At 71.8% G+C, this 14,972-nt stretch carries 9 protein-coding genes; 8 read left to right on the top strand and 1 reads right to left on the bottom strand.

Annotated elements, in window-relative coordinates:
* Window positions 1–130: 130 nt before the first annotated feature.
* On the top strand, window positions 131–2,281 hold the full coding sequence (locus Q1V88_RS10810; RefSeq protein WP_300681198.1) for a methyl-accepting chemotaxis protein: 2,151 nt from the start codon (window positions 131–133) through the stop codon (window positions 2,279–2,281).
* On the opposite strand, the gene Q1V88_RS10805 is transcribed toward Q1V88_RS10810, so the two are convergent.
* Complete coding sequence (locus tag Q1V88_RS10805; RefSeq protein WP_300681197.1) at window positions 2,275–3,141, bottom strand: phospholipase domain-containing protein; 867 nt, start codon at window positions 3,139–3,141, stop codon at window positions 2,275–2,277. The genes Q1V88_RS10810 and Q1V88_RS10805 overlap by 7 nt on opposite strands.
* Window positions 3,142–3,331: 190 nt before the next feature.
* Here Q1V88_RS10805 and Q1V88_RS10800 point away from each other — a divergent pair, with 190 nt between their 5' ends.
* The 7 genes from Q1V88_RS10800 to Q1V88_RS10770 all read left to right on the top strand — a co-directional run bounded on the left by Q1V88_RS10800 (window position 3,332) and on the right by Q1V88_RS10770 (window position 14,916).
* Window positions 3,332–7,945: a putative Ig domain-containing protein gene (locus Q1V88_RS10800; protein ID WP_300681196.1), complete on the top strand. Its 4,614-nt coding sequence runs from the start codon at window positions 3,332–3,334 to the stop codon at window positions 7,943–7,945.
* A gap of 44 nt (window positions 7,946–7,989) precedes the next feature.
* On the top strand, window positions 7,990–9,918 hold the full coding sequence (locus Q1V88_RS10795; protein ID WP_300681195.1) for an alkaline phosphatase family protein: 1,929 nt from the start codon (window positions 7,990–7,992) through the stop codon (window positions 9,916–9,918).
* Window positions 9,919–10,147: 229 nt separating this feature from the next.
* Window positions 10,148–11,011: an ABC transporter permease gene (locus tag Q1V88_RS10790; protein ID WP_300681194.1), complete on the top strand. Its 864-nt coding sequence runs from the start codon at window positions 10,148–10,150 to the stop codon at window positions 11,009–11,011.
* On the top strand, window positions 11,011–11,712 hold the full coding sequence (locus tag Q1V88_RS10785) for an ABC transporter ATP-binding protein (RefSeq protein ID WP_300681193.1): 702 nt from the start codon (window positions 11,011–11,013) through the stop codon (window positions 11,710–11,712). Before Q1V88_RS10790 ends, Q1V88_RS10785 begins: the two co-directional genes overlap by 1 nt.
* A complete protein-coding gene (locus Q1V88_RS10780) occupies window positions 11,709–13,313 on the top strand; it encodes an FAD-binding protein (protein WP_300681192.1) in 1,605 nt (534 codons plus the stop codon). Before Q1V88_RS10785 ends, Q1V88_RS10780 begins: the two co-directional genes overlap by 4 nt.
* Window positions 13,310–13,678 carry a ferredoxin family protein gene (locus tag Q1V88_RS10775; protein WP_300681191.1) on the top strand — a complete coding sequence of 123 codons (369 nt, stop codon included), beginning with the start codon at window positions 13,310–13,312 and terminating at the stop codon, window positions 13,676–13,678. Before Q1V88_RS10780 ends, Q1V88_RS10775 begins: the two co-directional genes overlap by 4 nt.
* Before the next feature lie 203 nt (window positions 13,679–13,881).
* Window positions 13,882–14,916: an ABC transporter substrate-binding protein gene (locus Q1V88_RS10770; RefSeq protein ID WP_300681190.1), complete on the top strand. Its 1,035-nt coding sequence runs from the start codon at window positions 13,882–13,884 to the stop codon at window positions 14,914–14,916.
* Window positions 14,917–14,972 lie beyond the last annotated feature (56 nt).

The raw sequence follows: 14,972 nt of genomic DNA, 5'->3' as shown, positions 1-14,972 counted from the left end.
ACGACCGGCCCGCTTGCGGGCCGGTCGTGGTGGCTCAGCGTGCGAGACGCACGCCGGAATCACTCGGAAACGGCGTTCTGCTGACGATGTTCTGCTGGTTGTATTTCTGGATCAGCACGTTGGAGGACCCATGGCCATTGCGGCCTTCGAGCGCGAGGGCGAGCGGGTCACCCCCCGATTCGCCGGTCGCCGTATCGCCCGCCCTGCCGAGAGCTCGCCGTACGCCGGTGGCGAGCCGGACCAGGGTGGCCGACCGTCCCTCCTGCACCGGATCACGATCAAGCAGCGGCTGTGGGCGATGGTCGCCATCGCCGTCCTGGTCTTCATCATCATGACCGTGATCGGCGTGCTGCGGGTCGGACCCCTGATCGCCGACAACAAGACCAGTGCGGGCACCACCCGCTCGGTCGCCGCGGTCAACGCCGCTCACGCCGCCTGGATCACCAGCGACGACATGATGGAGTCGGCGCTCAACGCCGCCCCGATCGAGTCGCTCTCGCCGGGCATCACCCAGTCCACCGTCGACTCGGTGACCAACTACTACCGCGCCAGCCTGAACTCCCTGGACGAGGCGATCGCGATGCTGAGCGGCAACGCCGCCGCGACCGACACCCTCGACCGGCTGACGGCGCTGCGGGCCGAGATCGTCGACTACCACGCCAAGATCCAGCTCAAGGCGATCGGCGCGATGCGTGACGGCGACGAGCGCGGTGCCTCCAAGATCGCGATCATCAAGGCCTTCGACCGCTACACCGCGATCGAGAAGGGCTTCGACGACCTGGTCAAGGGTGCCAACGTCGAGACCGAGCGGGTCTTCAGCGTCAGCGACACGAGCCTGAGCAATCTGCGCCTCAGCCTGGCCCTGGTGGCGCTGACCGGTGCCCTGATCTTCATCGTGGCTGCGTACGTCATGGTCCGCTCCATCACCCGGCCGTTGGGCCGCGTCGTGGCGGTGCTGCGCTCGATCGCGGCCGGTGACCGCAGCCGCCGGGTCGAGCACCGCAACGCCGACGAGATCGGCTCGATCGCCGACTCCATCGACCAGGTGATCGACTCCCTCAACGAGGCCGACCACGCCCAGGCCGCCGCCCAGGCCGAGCGTGAGGCCGCCGCGGCCGCCGAGCAGCGGGCCGCGATCGAGAAGGCCGCCCTAGAGACCCGGGCCGCGGAGGAGAAGGCCGCCGCCGAGGCCGACCGGGTGGCCCGTGAGGCCCAGATCGAGCGCGAGCAGCGCGACGCCCAGCAGGCCTCCGCCGACGCCGAGCGTCGTCGCGAGCAGGCTGCCGCCGAGGAGGAGCGGCTCCGTGCCGGTGCCGTCGCCGCCAAGGCCGAGGAGGACGCCCGCCGGGTCGCGGTGATGCTGACCTACGCCCAGGCGCTGGCCGCCGGTGACCTCACCGGTCGTCTCGACGTCGACGGCGAGGACAGCCTCGGCCAGGTCGCCGAGGCGCTGCGCCGCCTGGCCGGTGCCCTGCGCACCAGCATCGCCCAGATCGGTCAGACCTCGACCTCGATGTCGTCGGCCTCCGACCTGCTGGCCGGGGTCAGCGACGACATGACCAGCTCCAGCTCGCAGGCCTCCGACCTGGCCGGCAACGTCTCGGCCGCCGCCGAGCAGGTCTCGGCGAACATCGCCACCGTCGCGACCGCCGCGGAGGAGATGTCGTCCTCGATCCGCGAGATCGCACGCAACGCCGCCGACGCCTCCAGCGTCGCGGCCAACGCGGTCCAGGTCGCCGAGCAGGTCAGGGGAGCGGTCACCTCCCTGGACGCCTCCTCGGCCGAGATCTCCCAGGTGATCAAGCTGATCACCTCGATCGCGCAGCAGACCAACCTGCTGGCCCTGAACGCCACCATCGAGGCCGCGCGTGCCGGGGACGCCGGCAAGGGGTTCGCGGTGGTCGCCAACGAGGTCAAGGAGCTGGCGGCGGAGACCGCCAAGGCGACCGAGGAGATCGGCCGCCGGATCGACGCGATCCAGGGCGACACCACCAACGCCGTCGAGGCGATCACCCAGATCACCAGCGTGATCGGGCGGATCAACGACATCAACGGCACCATCGCCAGCGCGGTGGAGGAGCAGACCGCCACCACCAACGAGATCGCCCGCTCGGTGACCGAGGCCGCGACCGGGGCCAACGGCATCGCCGCCGACATCACCAAGGTCGCCGGGGCCGCCGCCGAGACCCAGCGCGGTGCCCAGGGCACCTCGTCGGCCGCCTCGGAGCTGGCCGCGATGGCGACGACCCTCGACGGCCTGGTCGGGACGTTCCGCTACTGAGCCACGCTCGCGAAGCGGCGCCGGAACCCTCCCGGGGCGGTCACGGTGACGTCGTACCCGCCGTCGGTGAGGGTGACCGGGACGCTCACGGTGCGGGGGCGGATCGGTGAGGACGGGGTGACGGTGACGCCGCGGACGCCGTCGGCGTCGGCCACCCGGACGTGCACGGCCTTGCTCGCTCCGGTGTTGCTGAGCCGGAGCGTGACCACTCCGTCGTCGACGGTGAGGTCGGCGTCGGGGGAGTAGGGCAGCGGCCGCTCGCCCCCGCCCGCACCGTCCGCCGCGGCACCGTCCTCCTCCAGTACGACGGCGCCGACCAGGTCCCCGCAGACCCGCCGGCGCCACTCCGAGACCCACAGCCGTGCCTCGCCGCCGCGCTCGGCCACCCAGCGCTCGCAGAGCTGGATCAGGGAGGTGTGGTCGCAGACCTCGTCGCTGGTCCAGTCCCGCGTGGTCCACGGGGTGTGCAGCAGCAGGGTGCCCGGTGCGCCCAGGGCGTTGCCCCAGCTCTCCTCGACCGGGTCGGCGTCGCCGCCGCCCAGGGCGATCGCGACCAGGGTGGCCGGCGGCAGGTCGTCGAGCCGGGCCAGCACGGCCTCGACCCCGGCCTGATCGGCCTCGACCACCGTCACATCGCCGAGGGTGTCGGGCATCGAGGCCCGCAGCTGGACGGTCACGTCGGCCTCGCGCAGTGCGACCGCGAAGGCCGGCCAGAGCCGTTCGGCGCGCTCCTCGCCCTCGGGGGTGAGGTGGTAGTTGCGGCAGCTCGTCACCGGCGAGGGCAGGGCCGACAGCGAGGTCGCCGGGACCTCCTCGGCGATCACGATGAGGAGGTGCTCGAGGTCCTGGAGGGTGGCCACGGGCGTCACTGTGACACGAGATGCATCGAGTACCTAACTATCATGTCCGGGGCCCCCGCCGTTCACCTTCTGGGACCGCAGCGTTCGGCCAGGACCGAGAAGGTCACGGTTCGTGAGATTCGTGAAGAGTTGGCGCCGCGTGGTGGCCGCAGTCCTATCGACAGGCCTCGCGGCCACGACAGCCGCACTGGTGACGGGGGAGCCCGCCCAGGCAGCGGCGGCCTCACCGGGCCACCTGGTGATCGCCGCCGTCTACGGTGCCAACGGCGACACCGCCCAGTGGACCAACGACTGGGTCGAGCTCTACAACCCGACCGACGCCGACATCGTGCTGGGCACCAAGAACGGCTCGACGGTGACGTCGAACTACTACCAGTGCTACCGCGGTGTGACGACCTCCCCGCAGAAGTGCACCACCACGGTCGGCCTCTACGGCACGGTCAAGGCGCACCACTACTTCCTGGTCTGGTACCCCAGCAAGAACACCACCGGGGTCACCTACACCTACCCCGACGGTCTCACCCCCGACATCGACGTCGCCAAGAAGTCGACGGCCAACGGCAACCAGGTCGGCAGCGACATGGGCGGGTGCACCACCGGCGGCCAGCTGCTGCTGCTCAACTCCACCACCGGCGGTGCCGCCACCCTCACCGGTGACCTGTCGAGCACGGCGGCGACGGCGGCCGGCGTCGTGGACGCGGTCGGCTGGACGAACTACGTCTCGCCGACCGTCACCCAGCCCAACGCCGCTGAGACCAACGGCTCGGCGACGATCACCGGCGCCAGCGGTGGCACCTCCAACGGCTGCGTGCTCGCGCGCACCTTCACCGACGGGGTGCCGGTCGACACCAACACCAACGCCACCGACTTCACCGCCACCACGCCCTCGGCGTACACCGTCCACTCCCAGATCAGCGACCACGTCGCGGTCGCCGCCGTGGCCGACACCACCATCAGCCGCGACGAGGCGATGACGCCGCTGACCGTGGTCGGCTCCCGCGGCACCGGGGCGCTCGGCTACTCCGCGACCGGCCTGCCCGCCGGAGTCACGATCGACCCCGCCACCGGCGCCATCAGCGGTACGCCGCCCGCCACCGTCGGCCTCGGCGCGTACCCGGTCACCGTCACCGTCACCGACTCCTCGCCGACCGGTGCCGAGTCGGTGACCACCTCCTTCACCCTGACGGTCAGCAGCACCCTGAGCGTCGACCCGATCGCTGCCACGTCGGTGCGCCGCAACGCCGCCCTGACCCCGATCCAGGTCCACCCGCACGGTGGCACCAAGCCCTATCGGTACGCCGCCACCGGACTGCCCGACGGCCTCACCATCGACGCCGCCACCGGCGTGGTCAGCGGCGCGACGGGCGTCGCCACCGGCAGCTACACCGCCCACGTCACCGTGACCGACTCCGGCGCCGGCAGCGAGGCCCAGTCCGCCTCCGTCGACGCCACCGTGGTGGTGCGACGCGCCTCGGCCACCTCCGGCAGCGGTACGACGTCGACCCTGCGGATCAACGAGGTCAAGGCCAGCGCCACCCCGGCCCAGGACTGGGTCGAGCTGGTCAACACCGGTGCCGCGATCAGCGCCGCCTCGGTCAGCCTGACCGACTCCGCCGGGGACTCCTACACGGTGCCGACCCAGGACATCGCCGCCGGAGCCCGCGTCGTGATCGACGGGGCCGACCTGCACCGCGCCGGCCTCGACCTCGGCGCGAAGGGCAGCGTCGAGCTGGTCGCCGCCGACGACTCCTCCATCGACGAGACCAGCTGGGACTCGGTGCCCACCACCTGGGCGCGCTACCCGGACGCCACGGGTGACTTCGAGGTGTCGGCGTACCCGACGAAGGGGGCGACCAACGCCGGTCCGCCGACCATCAAGCCGAACGACCTGCTGGTCAGCGAGGTCAACTACGACAACAACTCCACCGACTACTACGAGTACAGCGAGGTCACGAACACCACCGACCACCCGATCGACTTCTCGGCCTACGGCCTGACGATGTCCAAGAGCGGGGTGACGATGACGTTCCACGACCCGTCGGACACCAGTGCCGCCTCGCCGGTGGTCGACCCGGTCATCCCGGCGCACGGCACCCAGGTCTTCTGGTGGGTGGAGAACCAGTACTTCGGGGTCAAGACCACCGCCCAGTTCCGCAGCAACTACGGCCTGGACGCCGCCACCCCGGTGATCCTGGTGATGGGCTTCAGCTCGATGGCCAACTCCGGTGGCGACCGGAGCTACGACATCTCGGTCTTCCACGGCACCGACCCGATCACCCGCGCCTGGGTGGACACCCCGTGTGCGGCCAACACGTTCAACGGCAAGGCGGTCTGCACCGCCACCAACGGCAACTACGCCGAGCACTACGCCGTCCCGGCCGACCGGACCAACGCCGAGGCAGCGGTCTGGTACAACTCGATCTACGCCGGTGGCGACACCGTCGGCCACTCCCTGGCCAAGGCGGTCAACAACCCCGGCACGGTCGACCTGGAGCAGCTCGGCTTCAGCCGGGCGCTGAGCATCACCGCGACCAGCGCGGGCGCCACCGTGACCAGCACCGCCACCGGGACCCTCGACCTGTCGGGCTACGCCCTGGAGAACAAGGCCGGGCAGGACTACACCGTTCCCGCCGGCACCACCCTGGCCGCCGGAGCGAAGCTGACGATCTCCGCAGCCGACCTGGGCTTCAGCGTGGGCGGCTCGAACTGGGTCAGCCTGCTGGCTCCGCGCGGCTACGCCTACAACGACGGCATCGGCCTGATCGACTCCACCGGGCCGCTGCTCTCCGCGGTCGCCTACGACTCCTCCACGGGCGGCGACCCGGTGATCGACGAGACCACCGGCCTCCCGCTGCCGCCCGCCGGCGGCCTCTACCGCCCCGGCGGCATCTCCGCAGCCGGTGGCACCGTCTACATCTCCAACACCGGTGACAACGTGCTCGCCTCGATCACCGCCGGCGTCACCGCCACGGTGGCCGGCTCGCTGACCGGGTACGGCGACCTCGGTGACGGCGGCAAGGCGACCGACGCCCAGCTCTACCAGCCCGGCGGCACCGCCTCCGACGCGCAGGGCAACCTCTACATCGCCGACTCCGGCGACAACGTGATCCGCGTGGTCGGCACCGACGGTGTCATCCGCCGCTTCGCCGGCACCGGCCTGTCTGGTGGCGACGCCGCCGCGGTCACCGCGACCAGCACCGCCACCAGCGTCAACCTGTGGCACCCCACCGGTGTCGCCGTGGACGCGGCCGGCAACGTCTTCATCGCCGACACCTACGACAACCGCATCCTCAAGGTCACCCCGGCAGGCGTGATCACCCTGGTCGCGGGCACCGGCAAGGCGGGCTACACCGGTGACGGCAAGGCCGCCACCGCCGCCCGGCTCTCCTTCCCGGCCGGAATCGCCGTCGACGCCCGCGACAACGTGTACGTCGCCGACTCCTCCAACAACGTCGTGCGTCGGGTCGACGCGGGCACCGGTGTGATCACCACCGTCGCCGGTGACTACGCCGCCGACCAGGCCGCCCACGGCTGCCTCGGCGGGTTCGCCGGCGACGGCGGCCCGGCCACCTCGGCCCAGCTCAACGACCCGCAGGGCATCGCCCTCGACGGCGCCGGCAACCTGTTCATCGCCGACACCTTCAACCACGCGGTCCGCCAGGTCAGCCCCGACGGCACGATCAGCACGCTGGCGAACTCCTCGGCGGTCTCGGGCAAGGAGAACCTGCCCCTGACCGGTGGGCAGTACCCCTGGAACACCCACCTCAACACCCCGATCGCGGTGGCCGTCGACCGCTCCACCAACGTCGTCTACATCGCCGACACGAAGAACAACGCGGTCGCCCAGGTCGCCAATGCCGCCCAGTCCGGCACCGCGTCGGGCCCGATCGAGCCGGCCGCCCAGGTCGCCATCACGGGTTCGGGCACGGCGTTCACCGCCTGCGCGGCGCTGACCAACGGCCCGATCGTCTCCACCGGCGCCCCGAGCGTGACCGGCACCCTGGCGGTCGGCTCGACCCTGACGGCCCAGAACGGCACCTGGACCCCGGCTCCGGAGGGCTACACCTACCAGTGGCTGCGTGACGGCGTCGCCATCGCGGGGGCAACCGGGTCGACGTACACCACCAGCAGTGCCGACGGCGGCCACGTGATCGCCGTCGCGGTGACCGCGCTCAACGTCGACTACGCCTCGACCAGCGTCACCTCGGCCGCGGTCAGCATCCCGGTCCCGCCGGTGGTGAACACCACCCTGACCACCGCCACGCCGAGCATCAGCGGTCGGTACACGGTCGGCTCGGTGCTCACCGCCAAGCCCGGCACCTGGAAGGCCGACGCGGCCACGGTGACCAGCTTCACCTACCAGTGGCTGCGTAACGGCGTCGCGATCCCGGGCGCCACCCGGGCGACGTACACCCTCACCGCGACCGACCTGCGTGCCGGCCTCGCGGTCCGGGTGAGCGGCTCCTACCCGGGGTTCACCACCGCCTCGGTCCAGTCCGCGGGGCACGCCGTCGCGGCGGGCGCGCTGACCACCGCCAAGCCCCGGATCAGTGGCAAGGCAAGCGTGGGTCGCACCCTGCGGGTCACCGTCGGCACCTGGCGCGCCGGCACGGTCGCCCTGGGCGGCACCCACCTGCGGATCCAGTGGTACGCCAACGGCAAGCGGATCGCCGGTGCCACCAAGGCCGCCTACAAGGTCGGACGGAAGGTCAAGCACCGGCGGATCACCGTCACCGTCACCGGCTCCTACGCGGGCTACACCACCGTCACCGTCGGTTCGGGCCGCACCCGGCCGGTCCGATGACCTCCTCCCACGTCCCGATCACGAACGAAGAAGAGACAGCACTCATGAGTGAGCAGACCAACCCTCTCAACCCGCAGGCCAACCGCCGTACGGTGATCATGGGGGCCGCCGCCGTCGCCGGGATGGCGGGCATGTCCGGGATCCTCCCGGAGCGGCTCAGCGCCGCCGCGGCCGCCGAGACCGCGACGTTCGACCTGGCCCAGATCAAGCACGTCGTGATGGTGATGCAGGAGAACCGCTCCTTCGACCACTACTTCGGCACCTTCCCCGGCGTGCGCGGGTTCGACGACCCGCACGCGATGACGCTGGCCAACGGCAACTCCGTCTTCCAGCAGCCCGACCCGGCCAACCCGAACGGCTACCTGATGCCGTTCCACATGGACACCGCGACCACGGGGGCGGCGGCGATCCCGTCGCTCTCGCACGACTGGCGCGACCAGCACGCCTCGTGGAACCAGGGCAAGATGGACGGCTGGATGACCACCCACCTCGCCTCCGACGGCGCGGCCAAGGGCAGCTACACGATGGGCTACATGACCCAGGCCGACATCCCGTTCCACTGGGCGCTGGCCGAGAAGTTCACCCTGATGGACAACTACCACTGCTCGGTGATGGGGCCGACGTACCCCAACCGGGCGATCTGGATGTCGGGCACCAACGACCCGACCGGGGAGCGCGGTGGTCCGATCCTGGAGACGGTCGCGCCCAACACCCTGACCTGGACCTCGGCGCCGGAGGTGCTCGACGCGGCCGGCTACACGGTCAAGGCCTACTCCAGCGCGGGGTCGTACAACTACTTCAAGTGGTGGAAGAAGTTCAAGGAGAACCTGGTCTCCACCGCGCTCTACAACCGGGTGATGACCACCGGGACGCTCTTCGGCAACGGCACCGTCGGGGGAGCGGGTGACCCCGCGAACCCGACCAAGGCGAAGGTCGGCTACCTCGGCTTCGAGGAGGACTGCGCCAACGGCACCCTGGCCGACGTCACCTGGCTCTTCCCCGACGGGCCCTACGCCTCCGACGAGCACCCGCCGAACACGCCCGCCGCCGGCGCGTACTTCCTGGCCTCGAAGCTCGAGGCCCTGGCCGCCAACCCCGACCTGTGGGCCTCGACCGTCTTCATCATCAACTACGACGAGAACGACGGCTTCTTCGACCACGTGCCGCCGCCGGTCCCCGACCCGACGCTGCATGCCGAGGAGTACGTCGACATGCCCTCGCCCCGGGGGACGCCCGGTGGTGGCCTGCCGGCCGGTGCCGGGTTCCGGGTGCCGTGCATCATCGTCTCGCCGTGGACGGTGGGCGGCCACGTCTACTCCCAGGTCGCCGATCACACCTCGCCGCTCCAGCTGATCGAGGCGATCACCGCGGCCGGCGGCCTGTCGGGCCACGGTCCGGTGACGTTCTCCGACATCACCGCGTGGCGCCGGGAGACGTTCGACGACCTCGCCGGGGCGTTCCAGCCGGTCTCGCAGGCGGCCCCGGCCGACACCGAGTTCAAGACCGCCACCACCCGGCAGGCGAACTACCAGGCCCAGCTGAACGCCTCCTCGCTGCCGATGCCGGTGCGGCCCGGAGCGGTGCAGACGATGCCGCACCAGAACCCGGTGGTGAGTGCGACGGCCTCCCCGTCGGCCTCGGCCTCGGGCTCGGGGTCGGCGGCTGCGGCTGCGGTGGTGCCCTCGGCGGCTGCCACCGCGGCGGCCAGCTCGGTCAGCGCCCCGCGCTCGGTCCGGGTCGGGCGCCGCGCGGCCGTCACGGTGGTCGGAGCGCACCCGTCCTCGCGGGTCGTGGTCCGGCACGCGCACGGGGCGGTGGTCGGGCACGTCACGGCCGGCGCCGACGGCACCGCGGTGATCAAGGTCGCCACCGAGCACCTCAAGGCGGGGCGCCAGCACCGCTACACCGTGATGTACGTCGACGCGAGCGGCCACCACCGCACGCGGAACGTGGGGTTCAAGGTCACCCACTGACCTGGGTCCTCACTCACCTGGGTCCACGCTGATACCTGACCCTGGGGGGAGCGGCGCCGTGTGGCGTCGCTCCTTCCGGGGTCAGCGTCGTTGTGCGGGTCGACGGCTTCCGGCTCCAGGCTTCCCGCCCCGCTTCGGCTCCCGTGATCGGCGTCTCACTCCGCAGGCAGTTGTCTCACTGATTGATAAAGTCCAGTAACTAAGTCGAGATACTGCCATGATGGTCGCCATGACCAGCACAGTCCTGTCGGCCCGCTCCGCCGCCTGGGAGGGACCCTCCGACGCGGCCCGCAGCCACCTCGAACGGCTCGGAGGCGCCCGACGTCGGCGCTGGGCCGTTCCGCGCGCGATCACCCGGCTCAGCGGTGTCGTCGTCCTGCTCGCCGCCTGGCAGATCGCCAGCGCGACCGGGACGCTCTCGCCGCTGGTGATGGGCTCCCCGCACGCGGTCGCCTCCGAGGCACTCGACCTGCTCCGCGACGGCTCGCTGTTCTCCGCGATCGGGGTCAGCCTGCAGCGGGTCCTGGCCGGTCTCGCCTTCGGCCTCGTGATCGGCACCGCCCTGGCGCTGCTGGCCAGCCTCTCCCGGATCGGCGAGGACCTGATCGACGCACCGATGCAGATGCTGCGGACCGTGCCGTTCGTCGGCCTGGTGCCGCTGCTGATCGTCTGGCTCGGCGTGGGGGAGACCCCCAAGGTCGCCCTGATCGCGCTGGGCGTGGTCTTCCCGATCTACATCAACTTCACCGCCGGCATCCGGCACGTCGACCCGACCCTGATCGAGGCCGGACGCAGCCTGGGCCTGGGCCGGATCCAGCAGATCGTGCACGTGATCGTGCCCGGCGCCCTGCCCCAGGCCCTGGTCGGCCTCCGGGTCGGGCTCGGCGTCAGCTGGCTGGCCCTCATCTTCGCCGAGCAGATCAGTGCGGTGAACGGACTGGGCTACCTGATGACCACCTCGCAGCAGCTGCTGCACACCAACACGATCATCGTCTGCCTCGTCGTCTACGCCCTGCTCGGCCTGCTGACCGACCAGGTCGTGCGGGGCCTGGAGCGAGTGCTGCTGCGCTGGCGTCCGGCCGGGGTGCGCTGATGAGCGGCCCGATCGCGGTCGACGTACGCGGCCTGTCCAAGAGCTTCGGTCCGACCCGCGTCATCGACGGTCTCGACCTCACCATCGCCTCGGGCCAGTTCGTCGCCCTGCTCGGCGCCAGCGGCTGCGGCAAGTCCACCCTGCTGCGGATCCTGGCCGGTCTCGACCCCGAGATCGAGGGGGACGTCCAGGTGGCACGCCACCGGGCCGTCGCCTTCCAGGCACCGCGACTGCTGCCCTGGAAGCGGGTCTGGCGCAACGTCACCCTGGGCACCTCGGCCACCCGTGCCGAGGCCGAGGCGGCCCTGGCCGAGGTCCGGCTCGGGCACCGCGCCAACGCCTGGCCGTTGACCCTCAGCGGCGGTGAGGCGCAGCGTGCCTCCCTGGCCCGCGCCCTGGTCCGCAAGCCCGAGCTGCTGCTGCTCGACGAGCCGTTCGGCGCCCTCGACGCCCTCACCCGGCTGACCGCCCAGGACCTCGTCCGCGACCTGTGGCAGCGCCACCACCCCGCCGTCCTGCTGGTCACCCATGACGTCGACGAGGCGATCCGGCTGGCCGACCGGATCCTCGTGATGGACGCCGGCGCGATCGTCACCGACCTGGACGTCGACGACGTCGACGTCCCCACCCGCTCCATCGAAGACCTGGGCTACGCCGATCTGCGCGCCCGTCTCCTGTCCCGTCTGGGGGTCCACGCATGACCACGCTCCGCACCGACGTCCTCGTCCTCGGCGGTGGGCCCGCCGGGACCTGGGCGGCCGTGGCCGCCGCCCGCGCCGGTGCCTCCGTCGTGCTCGCCGACAAGGGGTACGTCGGCACCTCCGGCGCTGCGGCGGCGGGCGGCAACAACGTCTGGCACGTCGGCCCCGAGGGCGAGGCCCGGGACGCGTCCATCCGTGCCCGGGAGGTCGGCGGAGGGCACCTCACCGACCGGCGCTGGATGGAGCGGACGGTGGAGACCACCTGGCGCCAGGTCGGCCAGCTCGACGCCTGGGGCTACCCGTTCCCGACCGACCCGGCCGGCACCGTACGACGCTCCTCGCTGCAGGGGCCCCAGTACATGCGGCTGATGCGACTCCAGGTGCAGCGCGCCGGGGTCACGATCCTGGACCAGAGCCCCGCCCTGGAGCTGTTGATCGACGCCGACGGCGTGGTCAGCGGCGCGGCCGGCGTACATCGTCAGCGCGGGAACGATCCGTGGCGGGTCGAGGCCGGAGCGGTGATCGTGGCGACCGGGGGCTGCGCGTTCCTCTCCGGGGCGCTCGGCTGCAACCCCGACACCGGCGACGGCCACCTGATGGCCGCCGAGGTAGGGGCGACGTTCTCCGGGATGGAGTTCTCCAGCGCCTACGGGATGGCGCCCGTGTTCGGCGCCCAGACCAAGGGCCGGATCTACCAGTTCGCGCACTACTACCGCGAGGACGGCACCCGGTTCGACGTCGCGCCGGGCTTCGCCGGACGGGCGCAGATCAACCGCGCCCTGGTCACCGAGCGGGTCTTTGCCCGCCTCGACCTCGTCCCCGAACACCTGCGTGAGCAGGTCCGCTGGGCGCAGCCGAACTTCTTCCTGCCCTACGACAAGGCCCGGATCGACCCGTTCACCGACCTGTTCGAGATCCGGATGGTGCTGGAGGGCACGGTGCGCGGCACCGGCGGTCTGGTGCTGACCGGCGAGGGCTGCGAGACGACCGTCCCGGGCCTGTACGCCGCCGGCGACGCCGCCACCCGGGAGCTGATCACCGGCGCGATGAGCGGAGGCGGCAGCCACAACGGTGCCTGGGCGATCTCCTCGGGGACGTGGAGCGGGGCCGCTGCGGCGGCGTTCGCCCGGGGCCGGAGTGGCCTCGGTGCTGCTGCGGGTGCTGCCGGTGTTGCGGGCACCGCCACCGTCGGCACCGGCGCGGGCACCGTCGACCCGGGCGAGGTGATCGCTGCGGTCAAGGCCGAGGTCGAGCCGCTGGAGCGCAACCTGTTCCGCACCGCCGCTGGGTTGGCCGACTCGCTGCTCCGGCTCGAGGACCTCTGGCACGTCGCCGTGCCCGGCCTCGACGCCCGCCAGAGCCCGCAGCGTGCCCGGGAGGCCGCCGCGATGGTGGCCCACGCCCGCTGGATGTACCACGCCGCCCTGGCCCGGCCCGAGTCCCGCGGCCTGCACCGTCGCGACGACCACCCGGGGACCGATCCGCGCCAGGGGCACCGGCTGCTGACCTGGGGCCTGGACCACGTCCGGGTCGCCGTCGACGAGAACCGGCCGCTGCTCAGCGACGCCGTCCACACCGACCTCGAGGAGCTGGTCTCATGATCGAGCTGCTGTCCGCCGACCGGTGCATCGACTGCAACAAGTGCGTCGAGATCTGCCCGACCAACGTCTTCGACGCCGCCCCCGACGGCCCGCCGGTGATCGCCCGGCAGAGCGACTGCCAGTCCTGCTTCATGTGCGAGGCGTACTGCCCCGTCGACGCCCTCTTCGTCGCCCCCGACCGGCTCCCGGTCGCGGCCGGCTCGGAGTACCGCGACGAGGAGACCCTCGCCGCCGACGGCCGTCTGGGCGCCTACCGGGTCTGGATCGGCTGGGGCAAGGGCCGTCGCCCGGGAAGCCTGCGCGACACCAACGCCCGGCTGCCCGAGCTGATGGCCGAGCACCTGCCCGGCGCCACCGTGCAGTGAGGCCGTACGCCGCCCAGCGCGCGCCGTCCGCGTAGCCGCCCGGCTCCCGGCGCTGCCGGATCCTGCCGCACCCCTGTCCCGCTCCTGTCCCACCACCTGTGCCCCCGTGTCACCCGGTGTCACCCCGTGGCACCCGTCCTGCCGTCCGGCGCGCCCCGGTGCCGCCGTACGGCTGCCTGCCCACCCACCCGAAGGAAACCCCGATGTCCCACACCCCCGCTGACTCCGCCCCGACCGCAGGAGCCGGCACCCGCCGACGTACCCCTCGACTGCGCACCGTCGGTGTCGCCGCCGCCCTGGCCGCGCTCCTGCTCGGGGCGAGCGCCTGCGGCTCCAGCGACTCCGGTGCCGCGGGGGACAAGGGCGGCTCGACGCTGCGGGTCGGGTTCATCTCGAACACCGCGACCCCGGCCGGCCCCGAGGGCTGGGCGGAGAAGACCGGCACCCTGGAGCCCGGCCTCACGGACGCCGGGATCAGTGCGGTGAAGTTCGTCCCGTTCAAGAACGGCCCCGACCTCTCCGCGGCCATCGCGGGTGGCTCGATCGACCTGGCGAACCTGGGCGACACCCCGGCGCTGTCGGCCAAGGCCTCGGGCATCCCGACCCGCCTGATCAACCAGGGCTCGGTCGGCACCGACGCCTGGCTCTTCGCCGCCAAGGGCGGCCCGACCACCCTGGCCGACCTCAAGGGCAAGACCGTCGCCACCCAGGTGGGCTCCTACATGTACCGCTACCTGGTCGCGCTGCTGGAGGAGAACGGCCTGTCGGACTCGGTCAAGGTCACCCACGTCTACACCACCGACGCGCTCGCCTCGCTCCAGTCCGGCGGCATCGCCGCCTACGCCGCTCCGGCCGGCCAGCTCACCGCCGCCCTGGAGAAGCAGGGCTTCTCGGTGATCGACAAGGCCTCCCAGCACCCCGACCTGCTCGGCAGCAGCCTGACGGTGATCACGGAGAAGGCGTTGGCCGCCCACCCCGACCTCCCGGCCGCCTGGAACAAGGTCCGGGCCGCAGCGGTCGCCGACATGACCGCCAAGTCCGACGAGTACTACGCCTTCGCCGCGACCGCGACCGGCACCGACGCCGCCGTGATCAAGGCGACCCAGCCGGTCAGCCTGTACCCCAGCGAGGCCTTCACCGAGAAGGGCCTGGCCCTGCTGAAGGGCACCAACGAGTTCCTGATCTCGCACCAGCTGGAGAAGGACCCGGTCGACCTCGACGCCTGGAAGGTCAACTGACCCAGGTCAGCGCCGAGACCGCGGTACCTGACGGGCACAGGCTGCCTGTCGGGTAC

This window comes from Nocardioides sp., assembly GCF_030150155.1.
In the GTDB taxonomy this organism is placed as follows: domain Bacteria; phylum Actinomycetota; class Actinomycetes; order Propionibacteriales; family Nocardioidaceae; genus Nocardioides.
Note: the sequence above shows the minus strand (reverse complement) of the source record. Positions and strands in the feature narration are given on the sequence as shown.